The 19,313-nt window shown below is 71.9% G+C and carries 18 protein-coding genes, 1 tRNA gene and 1 pseudogene; 10 read left to right on the top strand and 10 right to left on the bottom strand.

From position 1 onward, the window contains the following. Positions 1-61: 61 nt before the first annotated feature. The 8 genes from AC0NZQ_RS00920 to AC0NZQ_RS00885 are packed head-to-tail and all read left to right on the top strand — an operon-like array spanning position 62 to position 10,433. The gene (locus AC0NZQ_RS00920) at positions 62-1,666 is read left to right on the top strand and encodes an ABC transporter substrate-binding protein (protein ID WP_474527732.1); all 1,605 of its coding nucleotides are present in this window, start codon (positions 62-64) and stop codon (positions 1,664-1,666) included. Further along, complete coding sequence (locus tag AC0NZQ_RS00915; protein ID WP_474527731.1) at positions 1,666-2,688, top strand: ABC transporter permease; 1,023 nt, start codon at positions 1,666-1,668, stop codon at positions 2,686-2,688. The genes AC0NZQ_RS00920 and AC0NZQ_RS00915 overlap by 1 nt, the downstream gene beginning before the upstream one ends. Further along, positions 2,685-4,631 carry a dipeptide/oligopeptide/nickel ABC transporter permease/ATP-binding protein gene (locus AC0NZQ_RS00910; RefSeq protein ID WP_474527730.1) on the top strand — a complete coding sequence of 649 codons (1,947 nt, stop codon included), beginning with the start codon at positions 2,685-2,687 and terminating at the stop codon, positions 4,629-4,631. The genes AC0NZQ_RS00915 and AC0NZQ_RS00910 overlap by 4 nt, the downstream gene beginning before the upstream one ends. Further along, positions 4,628-5,641, top strand: a complete 1,014-nt coding sequence (locus AC0NZQ_RS00905; protein WP_474527729.1) for an oligopeptide/dipeptide ABC transporter ATP-binding protein — start codon at positions 4,628-4,630, stop codon at positions 5,639-5,641. Before AC0NZQ_RS00910 ends, AC0NZQ_RS00905 begins: the two co-directional genes overlap by 4 nt. Further along, positions 5,634-6,791: a M20 family metallopeptidase gene (locus AC0NZQ_RS00900; RefSeq protein ID WP_474527728.1), complete on the top strand. Its 1,158-nt coding sequence runs from the start codon at positions 5,634-5,636 to the stop codon at positions 6,789-6,791. The genes AC0NZQ_RS00905 and AC0NZQ_RS00900 overlap by 8 nt, the downstream gene beginning before the upstream one ends. Then, positions 6,788-7,693, top strand: a complete 906-nt coding sequence (locus AC0NZQ_RS00895; RefSeq protein ID WP_474527727.1) for a GNAT family N-acetyltransferase — start codon at positions 6,788-6,790, stop codon at positions 7,691-7,693. Before AC0NZQ_RS00900 ends, AC0NZQ_RS00895 begins: the two co-directional genes overlap by 4 nt. After that, positions 7,690-8,796, top strand: a complete 1,107-nt coding sequence (gene menC / locus AC0NZQ_RS00890) for an o-succinylbenzoate synthase (RefSeq protein WP_474527726.1) — start codon at positions 7,690-7,692, stop codon at positions 8,794-8,796. The genes AC0NZQ_RS00895 and menC overlap by 4 nt, the downstream gene beginning before the upstream one ends. A gap of 23 nt (positions 8,797-8,819) precedes the next feature. After that, the gene (locus AC0NZQ_RS00885; RefSeq protein ID WP_474527725.1) at positions 8,820-10,433 is read left to right on the top strand and encodes a PucR family transcriptional regulator; all 1,614 of its coding nucleotides are present in this window, start codon (positions 8,820-8,822) and stop codon (positions 10,431-10,433) included. Here the strand turns inward: AC0NZQ_RS00885 and AC0NZQ_RS00880 are convergent. The 7 genes and pseudogenes from AC0NZQ_RS00880 to AC0NZQ_RS00850 form a co-directional block, all read right to left on the bottom strand. Next, on the bottom strand, positions 10,427-11,308 hold the full coding sequence (locus tag AC0NZQ_RS00880) for a serine hydrolase (protein ID WP_474527724.1): 882 nt from the start codon (positions 11,306-11,308) through the stop codon (positions 10,427-10,429). The two genes, AC0NZQ_RS00885 and AC0NZQ_RS00880, sit on opposite strands and share 7 nt — an antisense overlap. Positions 11,309-11,440: 132 nt before the next feature. Then, positions 11,441-12,823 (bottom strand): amidohydrolase family protein, encoded by a 1,383-nt coding sequence (locus AC0NZQ_RS00875; RefSeq protein ID WP_474527722.1) that lies wholly within the window; start codon positions 12,821-12,823, stop codon positions 11,441-11,443. Next, on the bottom strand, positions 12,820-14,304 hold the full coding sequence (locus AC0NZQ_RS00870) for an amidohydrolase family protein (RefSeq protein WP_474527721.1): 1,485 nt from the start codon (positions 14,302-14,304) through the stop codon (positions 12,820-12,822). Before AC0NZQ_RS00870 ends, AC0NZQ_RS00875 begins: the two co-directional genes overlap by 4 nt. Positions 14,305-14,535: 231 nt before the next feature. Continuing rightward, complete coding sequence (locus AC0NZQ_RS00865; protein WP_474527720.1) at positions 14,536-15,285, bottom strand: chymotrypsin family serine protease; 750 nt, start codon at positions 15,283-15,285, stop codon at positions 14,536-14,538. A 370-nt stretch (positions 15,286-15,655) separates the two neighbouring features. Further along, positions 15,656-15,856 (bottom strand): annotated as a pseudogene (locus AC0NZQ_RS00860) (COG4705 family protein); the annotation flags it as partial. Positions 15,857-16,023: 167 nt separating this feature from the next. Continuing rightward, a tRNA-Lys gene (locus AC0NZQ_RS00855) sits at positions 16,024-16,099 on the bottom strand. 70 nt (positions 16,100-16,169) lie between these two features. Next, positions 16,170-16,487 carry an ArsR/SmtB family transcription factor gene (locus tag AC0NZQ_RS00850; protein ID WP_474527719.1) on the bottom strand — a complete coding sequence of 106 codons (318 nt, stop codon included), beginning with the start codon at positions 16,485-16,487 and terminating at the stop codon, positions 16,170-16,172. Positions 16,488-16,582: 95 nt separating this feature from the next. Here AC0NZQ_RS00850 and AC0NZQ_RS00845 point away from each other — a divergent pair, with 95 nt between their 5' ends. Next, complete coding sequence (locus AC0NZQ_RS00845) at positions 16,583-16,990, top strand: nuclear transport factor 2 family protein (protein WP_474527718.1); 408 nt, start codon at positions 16,583-16,585, stop codon at positions 16,988-16,990. On the opposite strand, the gene AC0NZQ_RS00840 is transcribed toward AC0NZQ_RS00845, so the two are convergent. Beyond that, positions 16,939-17,226 (bottom strand): hypothetical protein, encoded by a 288-nt coding sequence (locus AC0NZQ_RS00840; protein ID WP_474527717.1) that lies wholly within the window; start codon positions 17,224-17,226, stop codon positions 16,939-16,941. The genes AC0NZQ_RS00845 and AC0NZQ_RS00840 overlap by 52 nt on opposite strands. 1 nt (position 17,227) lies before the next feature. Beyond that, the gene (locus AC0NZQ_RS00835) at positions 17,228-18,247 is read right to left on the bottom strand and encodes an alpha/beta hydrolase (protein ID WP_474527716.1); all 1,020 of its coding nucleotides are present in this window, start codon (positions 18,245-18,247) and stop codon (positions 17,228-17,230) included. A 106-nt stretch (positions 18,248-18,353) separates the two neighbouring features. On the opposite strand from AC0NZQ_RS00835, the gene AC0NZQ_RS00830 reads away from it, so the two are divergent. Continuing rightward, positions 18,354-18,977, top strand: a complete 624-nt coding sequence (locus AC0NZQ_RS00830) for an N-acetyltransferase family protein (RefSeq protein ID WP_474527715.1) — start codon at positions 18,354-18,356, stop codon at positions 18,975-18,977. Positions 18,978-19,084: 107 nt separating this feature from the next. Here the strand turns inward: AC0NZQ_RS00830 and AC0NZQ_RS00825 are convergent, their stop codons facing one another. After that, a complete protein-coding gene (locus tag AC0NZQ_RS00825) occupies positions 19,085-19,309 on the bottom strand; it encodes a hypothetical protein (RefSeq protein ID WP_474527714.1) in 225 nt (74 codons plus the stop codon). Between the last annotated feature and the right edge of the window lie 4 nt (positions 19,310-19,313).

Raw genomic sequence — 19,313 nt, 5'->3', positions numbered from 1 at the left:
GAGACTGTGTGCACCGCAGACGGCGAGACGATCGGCGTCCGGGCACACCAGGAGGTCATCGATGCGCCGGTCCACGATCGCCCTCGCTCTGCTCGCGACGCCGGTCCTGCTGCTGGCGTCCTGTACCGCCGACGGCGACGACGCCGGCTCGGGCGGGGCGAAGGGACGCCTGGCCGACGGCGGCACCTTCACGATCGCGGTGGCGAGCGACCCCGGCAATCTGGACCCGTCCATGACGCCGAGCTCCGTCGCCAGATCGGTGCTCGGGCTGGCCTACGACACGCTGGTCTACCAGCGGGCCGACGGCACGCTCGTGAGCGGCCTGGCGCAGAAGTGGTCCTCGACGGCCACCACGGCGTCGTTCACGCTGCGCAAGGGCGTGACCTGCTCTGATGGCACACCACTGACCGCCGACGACGTCGCCGAGAACATCAACTACATCGCCAACCCCAAGAACGCGTCCCCGCTGCTCGACGTCGTGGTGCACCAGGGGACCACGGCCAAGGCGGACGACGCGGCCGGCACGGTGCGCGTCACCTCCGCATCGCCGAACGGGTTCCTGCTCACCGAGCTCTCCGGCGTCTTCATCATCTGTCGCTCGGGCCTGGCCGATCACAAGTCGATCGCGACGAAGACGGCCGGCACGGGACCGTGGGTGCTGAGCAGGTCGGTCGCCAACGACAGCTACGACTTCACTGCGCGCAAGGGGTACACCTGGGGGCCGGACGGTGCCCGTCTCGCCGGCGCCGGGGTTCCTGACGCGGTGAAGGTGCGGGTCATCGCCAACGTGTCGACGACGGCGAACCTGCTGCTCAACGGCACGGTGAACATGGGCGAGGTGACGGGGACGGACACCGCTCGACTGGCCTCGCTCAAGCTCGACTCCGTCGACTCCGTCGACACCTCCGGCGAGGTCTGGTTCAACCAGGCCGCCGGCCGCGCCGCAGCCGACCCCGCTGTCCGGGAGGCGTTGGTGACCGGCGTCGATCGGAGCGCCCTGTCGCGGATCGCCACCGGCAACAACGCCCAGCAGCCGAGGTCCTACATCACCCTCGATCCGAACCCGTGCCGGACGAACTCGCCGCTGACCGGCGCGTTGCCGACGGTCGACGTGGCCAAGGCCAAGGCTCTGCTGGACGGTGCGGGGTGGAAGCCCGGCTCGGACGGTGTCCGCGTCAAGGACGGCAAGAGGTTGCAGCTCTCCTTCGTCTACGACCGCAAGGGCTCGGACGCTCGCCAGGCGGGGACGGAGTACCTGATGGCGCAGTGGAAGAAGCTGGGTGTCGAGGCCAGCGTGAAGACGCTGCCCGAGGCGCAGCTCAACGAGGTGCTGTTCCAGACCGGTGCGTGGGATGCCGCCTTCTCCAGCTTCACCTTCAACCTGCCGTCCCAGATGGTCGCCTTCGTCTCGGGACCGGCAGCGCCGAAGGGTGCCAACTTCCCGCACATCGCGAACTCCGCCTACGACGCCGCGGTGGCGAGCGCGACCCCGCAGGTGGGCACCGCCGGATGCGGTGACTGGGCGAAGGCGGAGCAGGCGTTGGCCGCTAACCACAACCCGTCGCTGCTCTACACGTCCACGACCCGCACCTACCTTCGGAAGGCGCAGGTGACGGCACCCGGCGGGCAGATCTGGGGCGCAACCCTGCGGTTGCGCACGGCCTGATGCAGGCGGGCGTCGATCCGGGCGCGCTGGTTGCGCCGACTGTCGCGGCCGCCGACCCGCCGACGAGTCGGAGGAGCGGCTGGTCGGGGTATCTGCTGCGCAGGGTGGTGCGGCTGGCCGTCTCGGTCTGGGTACTGGTGACCTTCTCCTTCCTCATCGTCCACCTGATCCCGGGCGACCCGGTCCGGGCTGCGCTGGGCGCTCAGGCCTCACCGGCGGCGGTGCGGGCGAAGCGGGCGGAGCTCGGTCTCGACGATTCCCTGCCGGCGCAGTACTGGCACTACCTGACCAACCTCGTCACCGGTCGGCTCGGCGAGTCGATCCAGCTGCAGTTGCCGGTCGCGGACGTGATCTCGCAGCGGCTTCCCCACACCCTCGTCCTGGCCGGGCTCGCGTTCGTCGTCGCGGTCCTGCTGGCGTTCCCGATCGGTGTGGCCATGGCCATCGCGACCCAGCGGGGTCGTCGCCGTGGTACCGAGCTGACCTTCGCCGCCGTCTCCGTGATCCTCGCGGCCATCCCCGATTTCGTGCTCGCGGTCGTCCTGGTGGCGGGCCTCGCGGTCGCCCACACCTGGCTGCCGGCGGCCTACGACGGCACCACCTCGTCCTACGTCATTCCCGTCGTGGCACTCGCTGTCGGGCCGGCAGCCGCCATGGCTCGCATCGTGCGCGTCGAGACCCTGGGCGTGCTCGAGGAGGACTTCGTACGGACGGCGCGAGCCAAGCGGCTGCCGCCGGCACGGGTGTACCTGCGACATGCGCTGCCGAACGCGCTGACCGGGGCGCTGACCGTGAGCGGTCTGGTGCTCGCCGGTCTGGTCGCGGGCACCGTGCTGGTCGAGAGCGTGTTGAGCTGGCCCGGCCTGGGCCCCACGATGGTCTCGTCCATCATCGCCAAGGACTTCCCGCTCGTGCAGGGCATCGTCCTGGTGTACGGGGTGCTGGTGCTGGTGATCAACCTGGCCGTCGACCTGCTGCTCGCGGCCGTGGATCCCCGGTCGACACTCAGGACGACGGCATGACGGCCCCGGTCGCCGCCGCGCCGACTCCGAACGCGACGCGGCCGCTGCGGCGACTCGTCCGGTCCGGCATGGGCATCAGCGCGCTCGCCGCCGTGGGTCTGGTCGTCGTCCTCGCTGCTGTCGCGCCCGTGCTCTGGGGCGACGCCGCCTCGACGTACCATCCGGAGGCCATCAGCCAGCCGGTCTCCGGATCGCACTGGGCAGGCACCGACACCGGCGGTCGCGACATCTTCCTCCGCGTCCTCGTCGCCACCCGGTTGTCCGTGGGGCTCGCCCTCGCCGCCACGCTGATCGCCGTCGTGCTCGGCGTCGTCGTCGGCTGCGTCCACGCCGTCACGTCACCTCGTGTCGGCCGCCTCGTCGCGGCGACGGTCTCGACCGCGGTGGCCTTCCCGAGCGTGCTGCTGGCGATCTTCGTCGCGACGGTCGTGGGAGTCGGGGCGACGGGCGCCGTGCTCGCGCTGGGCATCGCCGGTGCCCCCTGGTTCGCCCGGCTCACGCAGACGCTCGCCGCAGCCGTGGCCGCGCGCGACTATGTGGCAGCCGCGCGCCTGCTGGGGGTGGGACGCGTCCGGCTCCTCGCTCGTCACGTCCTGCCCAATATCGCCGAACCGCTCGCGGTCAACGCCACCATCGCCGCAGGCCTGAACCTGCTCGCCTTCGCCGGGCTGTCGTATCTCGGGCTGGGCGTCCAGGGGCCGTCCTACGACTGGGGGCGGCTGTTGAACGAGGGTGTCAACGGCGTCTACACGAACCCGGCCGCGGCGATCGCACCCGGCGTAGCCATCGTCGTCGTCGGTCTCGCTCTCAACCTCTCCGGTGAGCTGGCCGCCCGCGCCCTGGGCGGCCGAGCCCCGCGAGTGCATGTCTCCCGACGCCGCGTCGCCACCGCGCCGAGCGCTCCCACCGAGGCGTTGCTGCGGGTACGGAACCTCTCGGTGTCGTTCCCGCCGTCGGCGGCGGACGGTGTGGCTCACGATGCCGTGCGTGGTGTCGATCTCGATGTCGCTGCCGGCGAGGCCGTCGGCATCGTGGGCGAGTCCGGATCGGGCAAGAGCCTCACCGCGCTGGCAGTGGCGCAGCTGCTCGCCGAGCCCGCCGAGGTCCACGCCGACGCCATCACCTTCGACGGAGCCGAGCTCACCGCGCTGTCGGGCCGGCGGCTGCGCGCCCGACTCGGCGACTCGATGGGCTTCGTCTTCCAGGACCCGATGAGCTCGCTCAACCCGCTCATCCGGGTGGGCCGGCAACTCGCCGAGGTCCCCATGACCCACGGTGGTGCCGATCGCGCCACCGCGTGGCGTCGTGCCGTCGACGGACTGCGCGCGGTTCGCATCCCTGCTGCCGACCGCCGGGCCCGGCAGCTGCCGCACGAGTACTCCGGCGGCATGCGGCAACGGGCCATGATCGCGATGGGGCTGATGGGACGCGCCAGGCTGCTCATCGCCGACGAGCCGACGACCGCGCTCGACGTCACCGTGCAGCGCGACGTCTTGCGCCTCATCGCCGAGGTGCGGGCCGAGTCGGGTGCCGCACTGCTGCTGATCTCGCACGACATCGCGGTCGTCGCCACCATGTGCGACCGCGTGGTGGTCATGTACGCCGGCCGCGTCGTGGAGGTCGTCGCCGCCGGCTCGATCCGCGCCGAGGCCCGCCACCCGTACACCCGTGCGCTGCTGGCCTCGCTGCCCACGATGACCACACCGCGTGACGCGCCGCTCACCACCATCCCCGGCCGGCCGCCGGCGCCGGGCACGGCGATCGTCGGCTGCGCCTTCGCCGACCGCTGTGCCCTGGCCGACGACCGGTGCCGGACGCAGGAGCCTGTCCTGGCAGCCACGCCCGGCGGTCGGGTCGCGTGCTGGCACCCGGTCGTCGCCGGTGTCGCGTCGGCCGCCGCCGAGTCCGTCGAGCCCGTCGATCCCGTCGAGGTGGGGCCATGACCGACACCCTGTCCGCAGGCCGGGCCGCCGGCGCGTCGGAGGCCCCGGCGGGCCACGAACTGGTCTTCCGTGACGTCGAGGTCCGCTACGGCAGCGGCCGCGAGGGCCTGCGCGCTGTGGCCGGCGTCGACCTCGTCGTGCCGCCCGGCGCCATCGTCGGTCTGGTCGGGGAGTCGGGTTCGGGCAAATCGACACTCGCCCGGGCAGCAGTGGGGCTGGCGCCCCTGACGGCGGGCGAGATCCTGCTCGACGGCACGTCCGCGCTGCCCCGCCGCCGGAGCGGGCGGCGTCCGATCCAGATGGTCTTCCAGGACCCGCAGTCGGCCTTCGACCCGCGGCAGCGGATCGGTGACGCGATCGGCGAGGCGCGGCGTGATCTCGGCAGGCGGGACCGCCGCACCGAAGCCGAGCGTGTCCTCGACCTGGTGCAGTTGGACAGCGGGCTGGCGAACCGCTTCCCGGCCGAGCTCTCCGGGGGGCAGCGACAGCGTGCCGCGCTCGCGCGGGCACTGGCCGCCCGGCCCGAAGTCCTCATCGCCGACGAGATCACCTCGGCGCTCGACGTCTCCGTGCAGGGAGCGGTCCTCAACGTGCTCCGCGACATCCAGCGCGAGCTCGCGCTGTCGGTGCTGTTCATCTCCCACAACCTCGCCGTGGTCCGTCACGTCAGTGACCTCGTGGCGGTCATGTACCTCGGCAAGGTGGTCGAGGTCGCGCCGCCGGACGACCTCGTCGCCAACCCGCAGCACCCGTACACGAAGCTGCTGCTGTCGGCCGTCCCGTCGCTGGACGACCCGGCCGGCCTGCATCGACCGGGCGACACGAGACTGGCGGCAGAGCCCGCGGATTCGCACCGGCCACCCTCCGGCTGCCGCTTCCATCCGCGTTGCCCTGTCGGTCCGCAGGTCTCGGACGAGCGGGACCGCTGCCGAGTGGAGGACCCCTCGGCGGCGGCTGCCTCGCGGCCGCATCGTGCCGCATGCCACTTCGCCGGGGGTGCCGATGAGTGAGCCCGTGCCACTGCTGCCCGACATGATCGACGAGATCGGTGAGCTCGTGCGCTGCGAGTCTCCCTCGCTGGATCGAGCTGCCTGCCGACGCAGCGCCGCGGTCGTCGCCGAGATCGCCGCAGGGCATCTCGGCGCCGACCCGGAGACGATCACGGTCGGTGAGGCGACGCATCTGCGGTGGACCCTCGGCGATCCGGCCGCCGCGCGGCGGGTGCTGCTCGTGGGGCACCACGACACCGTGTGGCCGCTCGGCACCCTCGACCGGCTGCCGTGGTCGGTGACCGACGGCGCCGACGGACCCGTCCTGCGGGGACCGGGCTGCTTCGATATGAAGGCGGGTCTCGTCGTGCTGTGGCACGCGGTGGCAGCTCTTCGCCGACGCGGTGTCTCGCCGGACGTGACCGTGCTGGTGACCGGGGACGAGGAGATCGGCTCACCGGATTCTCGCGTGCTGCTCGAGACCGAGGCGCGTCGGGCGTCGGCGGCGCTGGTGCTGGAAGCGGCCGCGCCGGGCGGCGCTCTCAAGAGCGCGCGCAAGGGTGTCTCCCGCTACGACGTGGCGGTGACGGGCCGGGCTGCGCACGCCGGCCTGGAACCCGAACGCGGCGCCAACGCCGGGGTCGAGCTCGCCCATCAGGTGCTTCGCATCGCCGGGCTCGCCGACGTCGGACTGGGCACGTCGGTCAGTCCCACCGCGGCGACGGTGGGGACCACGTCGAACACCATCCCCGCCACCGCCCGGCTGGCCGTCGACGTCCGGGCGTGGACGCTGGCCGAACAGCAGCGGGTGGATGTGCAGCTGCGACAGACGGCGCCGACCGTCTCCGGTACGGCGGTGGAGATCAGCGGAGGCGTCAACCGTCCGCCGCTGGAGGCCGCGTCGTCGGCCGATCTGGTGCGGCTGGCGCAACGGCTGCACCGCGGCCTCGGCTTCGGTGAGCTGGCAGCCGAGGCCGTCGGCGGCGCGTCGGACGGAAACATCACCGCCGGCGTCGGCACACCGACCCTCGACGGCCTCGGTGCGGTCGGTGGTGGCGCGCACGCCGACGACGAGCACGTGCTCGCCGCCTTCCTGCCCGGCCGTGCCCGCCTGCTGGCCGACCTCGTCGTCGACCTCACCGCTGCATCGACCGTGGGGGCGCCGGCATGAACGCCGCCCCCGCGGTGGTGGACGGCGCGGTCGCGGCTCGCGCGTTGGCGAACGACGCTGCCGGGCGCAGTGGGGTCCGTGTCGAGCAGGTCCGCGACATGGCGCTGCTGCAGGTCGTCTGCGACGTCGTGGACGAGATCTGGCGACCACCGCCCGGCCAGACGACCGTGCGCGTCGACTTCCTGCGCGCGCTGACCCACGCCGGCAACTACTGCGCCATCGCCTGGGACGGCCGGCGCCCCGTCGGAGTCTGCTTCGGTTTCCTCAGCGTCGAGCCGGCGCGGGAACTGCACTCGCACATCGCGGGCGTGGTGCCGGCAGTCGCGGGACGTCACGTCGGCCGTGCCCTGAAACTCGATCAGCGTGCCTGGGCGCTGGAACACGGGATGACCACGATCGGCTGGACCTTCGACCCGCTGATCCGGCGCAACGCCTTCTTCAACGCGGCCCGGCTCGGTGCGCTGCCCACCTCTTACCTCGTCGATTTCTACGGCGTGATGAACGACGCCATCAACACCGGTCAGGCCACCGACCGGGTGAAGGTGTCGTGGCCGCTGCTCGGGGCCCGTACTGCCGCCGTTGCTGCCGGTCGCAGCATCGGCCGACCGGTGCCGGAGCTGCTCGCTGCTGGTGCGGAGGTGATCCTGGAGGTCGTCGCCGATCGCCCGGAACGCCGATCGGCAAGCGGGTCGATCCGGCTGGTACGGGTACCGGCCGATGTCGAGGCGCTGCGCGCTGCCGATCCGGCCCTCGGCACGACGTGGCGACTCGCGGTGCGAGACACCCTCGGCACCCTCATGGACGAGGGCTGGACGGTCGTCGACTTCACCCGGGACGGCTACTACGTCGTCGAGAACCTCCGCCACGCGGCGGAGCACGAACGAGGGACAGGAACATCGTGAGAGTGCACGCCGTCGAGATGCGCCGGGTCGAACTGCCGTTGCGGGCGCCCTTCCGAACGTCGTTCGGCGTGCAGCACCGGCGGGCAGCGCTGCTGTTGCGCGTCCTCACGGATGTCGGCGAGGGCTGGGGCGAATGCGTCGCGATGGACGAACCCCTGTACTCGGAGGAGTTCAACGACGCGGCCGCCCTGGTGCTGCGCCGACACCTCATCCCGGCCCTGCTCGCGCGTCCGAGCCTGCGGGCAGCGCAGGTAGCCGAGCTGCTGGCGCCGTTCAAGGGGCAACGGATGGCGAAGGCCGCCTTGGAGATGGCGGTCCTGGACGCCGAGCTACGCGCGGCGGGGCTGTCCTTCGCCGACCACCTCGGGGCGGTCCACGACGTCGTCCGACCCGGCGTGTCGATCGGCATCCAGGACGACGTTGCCACGCTGCTCGCGGTCGTGGACGACTACGTCTCACAGGGTTATGCGCGGATCAAGCTCAAAATCGAGCCAGGTTGGGACGTCGTGCCGGTGCGCGCCGTCCGCGAGCACCTCGGGGACGGAGTCCTGCTGCAGGTCGACGCCAACGCGGCGTACACGCTCGCCGATGCCGGCCGGCTCGCCGAGCTGGACGCCTTCGACCTGCTGCTCGTGGAGCAACCGCTGGCCGAGGGGGATCTCACCGAGCACGCCGCGCTGGCCCGCCGGCTGCGGACCCCGATCTGCCTCGACGAGTCCATCGTGTCGGCGAAGGCGGCCGCGGACGCCATCGCGCTCGGTGCCTGCGCGATCGTCAACGTCAAGCCGGGTCGCGTCGGCGGTTACCTCGAGGCGCGTCGGGTGCACGACGTCTGCCGTGCCAGCGGCGTGCCGGTGTGGTGCGGCGGCATGCTCGAAACGGGGCTGGGCCGAGCTGCCAATCTCGCACTGGCTGCGCTGCCCGGCTTCGTCCTGCCGGGAGACGTCTCGGCCTCGGATCGTTTCTACGCCACCGACATCACCCCGCCCTTCGTGTTGACCGACGGCGCGATCGAGGTGCCCACCGGCCCGGGGCTCGGTGTCGACGTGCTGCCCGAGGTCCTGGCCGAGACGACGGTGTCCTGCGACCTGATCGACAGTTGAAGCCGGAACGGGATACTGGCGCCGTGCCCGCCGAGACCGCGACGAGCCATCCGCGAGTCGACACCGCGCGGCTCGTCCACAACCTTGCCCCGCTGCTGACCGTCGAGGCGCCGGGTTCGGGACCTCGTGCCGTCCGCGGCGTCGTGATGCACGATGCGGTGGAACAGTTGGTGGCCGGTGAGGGTGACGTGGTGCTCGCGGTCGGCGTCCACGACGAGGACGCGCTCCGAGTCCTCGTCGACCAGGCCGATGCGGCCCGGTGCGCCGCGGTGGTGGTCAAGGCGCATGACGTGGCGGTGGCCGCGGACTCACCGATACCCGTGCTGCGGTTGGCTGCTGACGCGGTCTGGTTGCACGTCGCCGATCTCGTGCGATCGATCGTCGCCGCCGCCGTCAGCGCCGACGACTTCGCCCGGGGTTCGGGGACGAACAGCGACGGCGGGCTCTTCGAGCTCGCCGACTCCATCGCCGCGCTGATCGACGCCCCGGTGACCATCGAGGACGTGCACTCCAACGTGCTGGCCTTCTCGCGCAGGCAGGACGAGGCCGACGCGGGCCGCATCGCCACGGTGCTCGGCCGTCGCGTCCCGCCGCACTACCTGCGTGCACTGGACAAGCAGGGTGTCTTCGTCGCACTGCGCAGCAGCGACGACCCGGTGTTCGTCGGCCCGGTCGCCGACGGTCTCGTGCCGCGGGTGGCGATCGCGGTGCGCGCCGGCGAGGAACTGCTCGGTTCCATCTGGGCGGCGGTCCCGGCCGCACCCGACGAGCGGGGAGCACGCGCCCTGCGCGACGCTGCCCGGGTGGTGGCCCTGCACCTGTTGCGCCGCCGGGTGGGCGCGGACGTGTCGCGCAGGCTGCAGGCCGACCAGTTGGCGACCGTGCTGTCCGGTGGGCCCGGCGCGGCGGACGCGGCCGACAGCCTGCAGCTGCACGGCGGTCCCATGCGGGTCGTCGCCTGCCGCTGTCAGACCCTCGCCGGGGACGGCGTGGATCACGAGTCCGTGCTGGACGGCCTGCGCGATGTCGTCGCCTTCCACTTCGGGGTGTTGCACGCCCACGCCACCACGGCGGTGATCGGCGGTGTCGTCTACACGGTGGTCCCCGGCCGAACCCTCGCCGGGGAGGACCGGGTCCGCAGCGCGGCTGCCACGCTCATCGCGCAGCTGGGGGACCGTCACGACCTGATCGTGTCGCTCAGCAGCTACTGCGACACCGTCGCCGGGTTGCCGAGTTGTCGCGCCGAGGCCGATCGCGTGCTGCGGGCGCTGGGCGTGCTGCGGCATCGCGGCGGCCCCCGTCTCGCGGCTCCGGACGACGTGCGGCTGGAGACACTGTTGCTGCGGGTCTCGGACGCGATGCGAGCGGACGGTGACATCGACGACGGCCCACTGGCTGCGCTGCTCGAGTACGACGCGGAACACCGCGCCGGTCTCGTGGAGACGCTGGACATCTACCTCGCGGTGATGGGCAACGTGGCAGCCGCGGCCGAACGCCTGACCGTCCACAAGAACACGCTGCGGTATCGGCTGCAGCGCATCCGTTCGGTGAGCGGCCTCGACCTCGACGACGCCGACGCCCGGCTGACGGCGATGCTGCTGCTGCGGATGCGGTCGCTGACCGACGGCGCTCAGTAGCCCCCGCGGAGCTCGTCGACAGCGGCGCGGGCGAGCTCTCCGATCAGCCGGTCGGCCACGGGGTGGCGGGCACCAGCGGCCACCCCGGTGACGAAGACCGCGACGGCGAAGCGCCGCCCGCCGCCGAGCTCGACCACGGCTGCCTCGGTGCGCCACGGCCCCACGGTGCCGGTCTTGCCGCTGATCCGGACGTCGGCCTCGGGAAAGCCGGAGCCGATCCGATGCGGCCAGAGCTGGGTGGCGAGGATGCGCCGCGCCTGCGCGCAGGCATGCGGCTCGAGCACGGAGTCCGTCCACAGCTGGCGGAGCAACCGCGTCGTCTCCCGTGGTGTGGTCCGGGTTGTCTGCGCCGGATCGCAGGCACGCACATGGCGCATCGCCTCGGCCAGCTCGATCGGGTCGGCCTCGTCGAGGTCCGCCACCCGGCGGCCGAGGTCCTCGCTGATCGTGGCGAAGAGGTAGTTGCAGTCGCCCGCCAGCACCGTGCCGTGATGGCCCAGCCTCCGCATGGTCGCGTTGACGTTCTCCAGCCCGACCAGGCCGAGCACCACATCGGTGGCTCGATTGTCGCTGACGGAGATCATGGCGACCGCGAGGTCCTGCAGCGAGACGTCGACATCGTCGAGGGCGATCGAGAACCCGGTGGTGCCCGGCGTCAGCAGCTCCCCCGCCGGCAGGTGGACGCGCTGCGTCGGCGAGAGCGTGCCGGCCGACCACTGGCGGCACAGCTCGACCAGGATCGGGATCTTGAACACGCTGGCGGGCACGACGGCGTCGTCGGCGGCGAGACCGGTCTCTGCGCCGGAGTCGATGTCGACCGCGTGGACCGCGCCCTGCAGTCCGGCGGCGATCAGCAGTTCACGCAGGCGAGTCATGCAACGATCCTCCCGAGTCGTGGTCGCGTCGGCCCCGTCGGATCGCACAGCTGTCGCAGCCCTTGTCGGTCGACAGCACAACGACGGCTCGCCGGCGCGCGACACCGCAGCCAAGAAAGCCGGGGACGCCGGTCAGGGTCGGCGGGTCGGCCCGCGCGGGACGAGGCGGCCACGCCCCTCGGCTGCGGTGATCGCACCGTCGTCGACGACCACGTCCCCGCGGCTGACGGTGAAGCGCGGCCACCCGGTGACGCGGAGGCCGTCGTAGACGCAGTAGTCGGCGCGCGACTGCATCGTGGCGGCGTCGATCACGCGGGACCGCTGCGGGTCGAGGACGACGACGTCGGCGTCGGCACCCACCGCGAGGGTGCCCTTGCGGGGGTAGAGCCCCCCGAGCCGAGCGGCGTTCGTGGCGACGACGGCGACGAGCCGTTCCGGGGTGAGTCGTCCCTGCGCCACGCCCTCGGACCAGAGCATCGGCAGCATGGCCTCGATCTCGGCTACGCCTTTGCGGCAGGTGTGCAGGTCCAGTGCGGGGTCGATCTTGTCCCCCAGGAACCACGGCGCGTGATCGCTCGCCACTGTGTCGATGCTGCCGTCGGCCAGTCCGCGCCACAGCACGTCACGGTCGCGCCGGCCTCGCAGCGGCGGCATGCCGATGAAGCGGCCGGGTTCGGCTTCGGCGTACTTCTCCTGCGAGAGGTGCAGGTAGAAGGGTCGGGTCTCGACGAAGACGGGAAGGCCGCGGGCGCGGGCTCGGCGCGCGACGTCCAGCGCAGCCTCGCTGGCCAGGTGCACGATGCAGATCGGGGCGCCGGTCGCCTCGCAGATCCCGACGGCGCGTTCGACCGCGACGGCCTCGGTGTAGTCGGGTCGGCTGTCGGCGTAGCGCTCGAGCCCGTGGCCGGCGCGGACGAGCTCGTCGGTGACGAAGTCGATCAATGCGTGGTCCTCGCAGTGGACGAGGGTGAGCATTCCGTTGCGTCCGGCGAGCGACACCGACCGGACCAGTCCCGCCGGGTCGTGATCGAACCCCAGCGTGACGATCTTGAAGCTGGTGTGTCCCGCCGCTGCGAGGTCGGCGATCGCGTCCGGCAGATCGGGTGTGGCGGTGAAGACGCCGGGGTGCAGGACGTAGTCGGTCACGGACTGCTCGGCCGCAGCCGCGTCGTCGCGGGCGACAGCGCCGACGATCGTGGGGTGATCGTCGTCGGGGAAGCTCATCTGCCCGTAGGTGGTGATGCCGCCGGCGACCGCGGCCCGCGAGCCACTGGCGAAGTCGTCGACGAACTGCGGCGTTCCGCCCGGCGTGGGGGCTTGGGCGGCGAAGTGGACGTGCAGATCCAGGCCGCCGGGTAGGACGTAGCAGCCGCGGGCGTCCAGCTCCCGGTGACCGCGCATCGGACCTCCGAGCTGGGCGATGCGGCCGTCCCGGATCCCCAGGTCGGCCTCGCCCCGCCCGCCGGCGGTGACGACGGTGCCGCCGCGGACCACGACGTCGTAGGGCTCGGTCATCGCGGCACCCCCCGGATGGGGCGACCCGGTCGCGCGTCCGGGAGCAGGACGTCGTCACGGACGACGAACGTCCCGTCGACCAGCAGGTGCCGGACGCCGACCGCGGGGCGTGTCGGGTCGGCGTAGGTGGCGGCGTCGGTCACCCGTTCGGGATCGAGGACGACCAGGTCGGCGTCGGCCCCGATTGCGAGCGTGCCCTTGCGCCGCATGTCGGGAGCCACGTCGTCCAGCACCCGAGCAGGGAGGAAGGAACAGCGCCGGAACGCCTCCGGCCAGCTCCAGGCTCGCCGCTCGCGCACCATCGTCCGCAGCGCCTTGGTGAAGGTGCCGGCCGTGCGCGGGTGGGTCGCGCCGCCCGGCGGCAGCGGCCACTCGTCGCTGTCGGCGACGGTCGTGCCGTCGCGGGTCCACATCACCGGGAGCGCATCGCTGGCGACGATCGCGTCGGGGTAGGCAAGCGCACGGTGCAGCAGGGCGGCGTCCGCCGGGACGTTCTCGTCCAGGTACTCGACCAGGCAGGGCGCGCCGGGGTCGGTCGCGCGCAGCTCGAGCAACCGTCTCTCGTCGGCGACTCGTTCGCCGGTGGTGAGCACGGTGAGGTTCGACGGCACCATGCCCCAGCGGCGCAGGCTGTCGGGCGCGAGGAAGGCTGCACCGATGCCGGTGGTGCCGGCACCGTACGGGTAGGCCTCCACGGTCACGGTCGAACCCTCCGCGCGGGCGCGGTCCAACGTCCGCAGCACCCGGTCGACGTGCCGACGGGACGTGCTGTTGACATGGCAGTGGTGCATCCGCGCGCCGGTCTCGGCTGCCACGAGCGCGATCTCCTCACTGCCGTCGATCGGCGTGGTGGGATCGACCTCGATCAGCTCGCGGACGTGGCTGAAGACGGGGACGCCGGCCGCGGCCGCCAACCGGCCGACCGCGAGGAACTCTGCCGGGTCGGTGCGTGGGGCGTAGCCGATGGTGACGCCGACGCCGATTCCGCCGCGGCCGAGTTCGTCGGCGATGATCCCCAGCCATGCCGCCTGCTCGGCCGCCGTGGAGTTCTGCTGCCAGCGCTCGTCGTCGAGCAGGTGCAGCCCGCCGAGGACCGTCGCATCCGGGGTCACACCGGTCAACACCGCCGAGCGGGCACCCGCCCACGAGGCCGCGAAGCCGTAGTGGAGCGGCCGTCCCTGCGCCGCGGCCCGGCGCAGCGCCGCCTCGATCGGCATGAGGCCGGATTCGAGGTCGAGCGCCGTGGTGACGCCGTCGAGTGCTTGCAGGCGCTGTCCGGCCACCGAGTTGACGTGGCTGTGCAGGTCCACGAAGCCGGGGCCGAGCACCGACCCGGAGACGTCCACCACCTCGTCGCCGGGTTGCGCGACGACTGTGCCGAGGCCGACGATCGTGCCGTCCTCGACGAGGACGTCACCCACCTCGGCCGTCCCGCTCGCGGGATCGACGACCGTGGCGCCGCGCAAGAGCGTCCTGGGCACTGTGCTTCTCCCGTTCGTGAACTGCGCCCGACGCTAGCCGATGCCCGCGGTGAGCCGTTCGGCTCGATGCACGAGCCTTGCCGTAGTTCTTCGTGTGATCGTCCGAACCGGCCGGATGGATGCGAACCTCGTCGGCACCGAGGCCGGTGAGACGCCTCCGCCGACGCTCCGAGGACGACAACGGCCGGCCCGCATCCTGGTGCGGGCCGGCCGTTGCCGCGAGCGATGTGATCAGCCGATGGGCGTGAACCCGGTGATGAAGCCATGGGACACGGCGTAGGAGACCGCGTCGCGGGCATCGGAGTAGAAGGCGGCGGGGAATCCGGTGTTGCCGCGAGAACCGATACCGAGCAGGAGCCCGTCCTTGGTGTAGAGCGGACCGCCGGAGTCGCCGGCCTGGACGGCGATGCCGACGATGTGGGTGCGGGGTGTCGTGCCACCGTCGCCGATGTAGTTGCCGCACCGGCTGCCACTGGTCAGTCCGGACATGCACACCGTCGTGAAGGTGCCCGCGTGGTACGTCGGGCTCGGCAGCCCGCTGGAGACGTTCGCCCCCCGCTGCGAGGCGACGGTGACCTTGCTGGCGTCGAGGTAGTAGAAGGCGAAGTCGTAGTAGCCCGGCGTCACGCCGCCTGCGCTGTTGGTGAGGTAGCGGCCGGCGATGGTGCCGACCTTCTGACCCTGCACCCACAGACCGTCGACGTTGGCGTACGGGCTGACGGTCTCGACAGTGCAGTGCGCCGCGGTCAGGGCGAGCAGCCGGCCCTGGGGGTCCCTGCCCACCGCGGCGATCGTGCAGTAGTCGCTGTCCTTCACAGTCCCGTTGGCGAAGACCGTGCCGGTGCCGAACGACGAGCCGGCGCCGATGGTGACGGTGGTGTCAGCCTGTGCCGCGACGGGCGAGAGAGCGGTGATGGCGGCGGTCGCGATCACCGCGCAACACCCCGCCACGAGCCGGCGGAGGGTGGTGGGAGTGGACACGAGGTTCCTTTCGACGCTGGATCGGCTGGTGATTGCCGACGCTAGGTCTCCCTCAGCCCGCTGCCATTGGTAGGAACACCGAGACCAAGCGGCAGAATTCGGACCCTTCGACGAAGACCAGTCCGTCGCCGTCCGCCGTCACCGACCGGGCCGCCGCGACCGCCGTTGTCCGCAAGCGACTACCGAGCGACCGCCGCCAGCGTCGCGTCGTCTGCCGACTTGATCGCCCAGATGAACCCGGCCAGCGCCGCGCACTGGCTCACGGCGACCGCCGTCGCCGCGGCACACAGTGTCCTGAAAGCCTTCATCTCTGCACCCGTTCTTCAGGTCGGCGGCCGCCTGCGCGGCCGAGTCTCGCCCTCTCTTCTACTCAACGGGCGACTCCGGAGGTTCGTGCCCCCGATCGCCGGCCGCCGTCCCGGCCGCGCGAGGCGAGGTAGCCGACCGCGACCACGATGAGCAGCGCGAGGACGACGGTGACCAGGCCGGAGCCGACTCCCACGCCACCGTCGGTGGTGGGCTTGCCGAGCCAGTCGGCGGCCGACGCGCCGACCGGCCGAGTGAGGACGTAGGCGGTCCAGAAGTCCGCGACCGGCTATCGCCGGCAGGTAGCCGAGGTCGATCGAGCGGGTCTCGGGTTTAGCTCATATGCGCGCTAACGCTGGTGGCATGGTCAGCCAGGTGTCGCGGATCAACCCAAGGCCCTCTGCCGAGCATTCACCGGCCGCGCGTATGGACTGGTGGGCCCCGTCGGGCTCGAACCGACGACCTACGGATTAAAAGTCCGCTGCTCTACCGACTGAGCTAGAGGCCCGGGAAAGATGCCGTGACAGTCTCGCAGACCCGGCCATCGAGTGACGAGCCCCGGCCGACGGGCGACGGCGTCAGCCTTGCGGGCCGGTGGTGTCGCCGACCACGGCGTCGAGGACGCCGGGGAAGCGGCTGTCGAGATCCTCCCGGCGCAGCCGCTGGAACAGGAAGCGACCGTCTCGGCGCTGCGAGACGAGCCCGCTCTCGCGCAGCACCCGCCAGTGATGGCTGGCGCTGCTCTTAGTCATGTCAGGGAGGATCTGCTGGCAGGTGAGCTCCTCGTTCGCGCTGCTGAGGGTGCGCACGACCCGCAGTCGGACCGGATGGTCCAGGGCGGCGATGACGGCCTCGATCCGCAGGTCTTCGCGGGACGGCTGCTCCAGGACGGACACGTCACAACTGTACGCTTTCGTTTGAACTGTTGTGCTCGGCCTGGTTATAGTTCGACTTGTTTCGAACCATGACCAGAACGAAGGAGTCACCGACCATGACCGCAGCCAGCACCGCCGAAGCTCGCAAGCACGAGCTGGCCTCGACGTTCCACCGGGCGCTGACGAGCAAGAACTGGGACCAGATCCGCGAGATCATGGCGCCCGACGTCACCTGGACCCTGCCCGGTGACAATCACATCTCCGGCACGGCCGAGGGCGTCGACGCCGTCATCGCGCGCGCCGAGCTGATCGCCAGCTACGGCCTGACCTTCTCGTTGGAGCATGTCCTGGTCAGTCGGGACAACGTCGCGCTGGCGCTGCACAACACCGCCACCCGTGACGACGCCCGCCTCGACGAGCACCTGGCTACCGTCTGCAGGATCGTCGACGGCCGCATCGCCGCGATCGAGACCTACCTCTCCGACCTGCCGGGGATGAACGCCTTCTTCAGCGTGCCCGCCTGACGCCGGGCCGCGGCGAGGAGTCGGTCTCGTAGCCGAACCGGAAGCGACGGCGTGGGCTGCCGGCGCCGGCGGGGCAGCGGCCAGGTCTGGTCGGCGCGGTTGTCGCCGAGCAGCGGCAGTTCGGGGTCGGCGTCGTCGGCGGTACCCCGGACGTCCATCGCGTCCGGACTGCCGTCCCACGTCCGCAGCACGCCGTCGGCCTTCGCGAACCAGGCGTCCAGGTCGCGGCCGGGCACGTCAGCTCCGGCGGGCGAGCAGCTCGTGCAGGTCCGACGCCGCCTGGGCCGCCGCGGCATCGGCGACGGCCGACACCCCACCGAGCCCGAAGTAGGAGTGGTTCAGTGACGGGAACTCCCGGCTGATGACGTCCACCCCCGCGGCGCGCAGGTCGTCGCCGTAGAAGTTGCCCTCGGTGCGCAGGACGTCCAGCGTCGAGGTGTGGATCACGGCCGGCGGCGCGTCGGTGAGGTCCGTCGAGCGCTTCGGCGACACCCGCCAGTCGGCGGCGTCGGCCTCGTCGACGTACGCGCGGGCGAAGGTCGCCATCGTCTCGAGGGTCAGGCCGAAGCGCTGGTACGCCGACCGGCGCGACATGTAGCGCTCGTTGACTTCGGCGTCCTCGTAACGACCGGCGACATCGGTCACCGGGTAGAGCAGCAGCTGCGCCGCGATCGGCGGCTGCTCACCTCGCCGCGCGAGCGCGACGGAGGCGGCCAGCTGCCCGCCGGCGCTGTCACCGGCCAGGACGAGGGTCTCGTCGCCGCCGAGGTCGCCGAGTCGCTCGGCCGCCCAGGCCACCGCCCGCCGGGCGTCCTCGAAGGCGGTCGGGAACCGGTGCTCGGGGGCGAGCCGGTACTCGACCGAGACCACCACCGCCCGGACCTGCACGCAGAGCCGGCGGGCGTGGCCCAGGTGGGTGTCCAGGTCGCCGAGGATCCACCCGCCGCCGTGGAAGTAGACGACGGTGGGCATGGGAGAGGTGTCGACCTCGCTGCCGCCGGGCTCGGTCGCCGGGCGGAGGACTCGCACCCGCAGCGCCGGCGCCTCGCCGTCCGCGGGGATCTCGTCGTCGACCTCGCTGGCCGGGGTGAGCGCGGGATCGAGGGCGGCGAGCGCCTTCGCGTTGGTCTCGCGCGCCTGCTGCCGAGCCTCCTCGATGGAGACCGCCTCGGCGGCAGGGCTCACCTGCACCATCCACGCCGCGATGTCGCGGTCGAGTCGGAGCTCTTCGTCGGTGGCGGCAGCGTCGTCGGGCACGGCTCCATTCTGTACCGGGGCCGTCCCACCCGATGACGTGCCCACCGTTGCACGCTCGTACGTCGCGTGACATGTGCGCGAAACGCGGCGATGTGAACGTGGCGGCATGACCGCAACACTCACCTCCTGCATCCGCCCCCTTGCCGCCGTGGACCCGGTCCAGCCACGGCAGGACTCGTCCGACCTGCTCGAGCTCGCCCGGCAGCCCTGGACGATGCGCATCGGCATGGCGACCGTCGCCGTCCGCCCCGCCTCCGTCCGCGACCTGCCCGGCGTCGCGCAGATGCACCGCCGCTGCTCGGCACGTTCGCTGCTCGACCGCTACCACCGCGGCGGCCGCCCGCCGACACCGGCGATGCTGGACGCGGAGCTGCGCAACCCGCACTGCTTCGTCGCCTACACGCCGGACGCCGTGGTTGCCGTGGGCGCGATCCGCCGCGACCTCACGCACGGCCACAACTGCGCCGAGGTCTCGCTCCTGGTCGAGGACGGTTGGCAGCGGCGCGGTGTGGGCAGCTCGCTGGCCTCGCACCTCGGCGGCGTCGCGCAGATCGCCGGTTTCACCGAGCTGATCGCCTACCCGGCCACCGCGATCCCCGCAGCCCAGCGGCTCATGGTCGAGCTGGGACGCACCCGGATGGTGCCCGACAGCAACGCTCACCTGCACACCTACCTGCCCGAGGCGGCGAAGCTCGGCCTCGGCTCCGTGCGGCAGCGCCTCGCCGGTTGACCGGTCTCCGACCGCGTCATTCACGGGGGACGGCGAGTTCGCTGCAGTGGTCCGATGGGGTGGGCGGCCTCCGCGCAGCCGCCCACCCCGTCGGCGTCACTGCCGGCTCAGCCCTCCTTGTCGCCGAGGGCGGCCAGCGCGACAGCGAGCGCGATGTACTTGTTCCGGCCCAGGTCGCCGATGGTCTTGATGTTCAACGCCTCGGCCAGCGCCGCGTCGTGCTTCTCGGTGAGCCCGGCGAGGGCTGACGGCGGGGCGGCGAGGATCTCGGCGAGGGACTTGTCCTCCCACGCCTTGTCGAGGGCCTTCTCCAGGTTGACGGACACTGCCATGACG

This window comes from Jatrophihabitans sp. sgz311053 (assembly GCF_056135305.1).
The sequence above is the reverse complement of the archived record's forward strand: the minus strand, read 5'-3'. Positions and strand labels throughout refer to the sequence as shown.

Coding starts and splice junctions, on each gene's coding strand:
- AC0NZQ_RS00920 (WP_474527732.1), top strand. CDS start 62: ATGCGCCGGTCCACGATCGCCCTCGCTCTGCTCGCGACGCCGGTCCTG.
- AC0NZQ_RS00915 (WP_474527731.1), top strand. CDS start 1,666: ATGCAGGCGGGCGTCGATCCGGGCGCGCTGGTTGCGCCGACTGTCGCG.
- AC0NZQ_RS00910 (WP_474527730.1), top strand. CDS start 2,685: ATGACGGCCCCGGTCGCCGCCGCGCCGACTCCGAACGCGACGCGGCCG.
- AC0NZQ_RS00905 (WP_474527729.1), top strand. CDS start 4,628: ATGACCGACACCCTGTCCGCAGGCCGGGCCGCCGGCGCGTCGGAGGCC.
- AC0NZQ_RS00900 (WP_474527728.1), top strand. CDS start 5,634: ATGAGTGAGCCCGTGCCACTGCTGCCCGACATGATCGACGAGATCGGT.
- AC0NZQ_RS00895 (WP_474527727.1), top strand. CDS start 6,788: ATGAACGCCGCCCCCGCGGTGGTGGACGGCGCGGTCGCGGCTCGCGCG.
- AC0NZQ_RS00880 (WP_474527724.1), bottom strand. CDS start 11,308: ATGACTCGCCTGCGTGAACTGCTGATCGCCGCCGGACTGCAGGGCGCG.
- AC0NZQ_RS00875 (WP_474527722.1), bottom strand. CDS start 12,823: ATGACCGAGCCCTACGACGTCGTGGTCCGCGGCGGCACCGTCGTCACC.
- AC0NZQ_RS00845 (WP_474527718.1), top strand. CDS start 16,583: ATGACCGCAGCCAGCACCGCCGAAGCTCGCAAGCACGAGCTGGCCTCG.
- AC0NZQ_RS00830 (WP_474527715.1), top strand. CDS start 18,354: ATGACCGCAACACTCACCTCCTGCATCCGCCCCCTTGCCGCCGTGGAC.
- AC0NZQ_RS00825 (WP_474527714.1), bottom strand. CDS start 19,309: ATGGCAGTGTCCGTCAACCTGGAGAAGGCCCTCGACAAGGCGTGGGAG.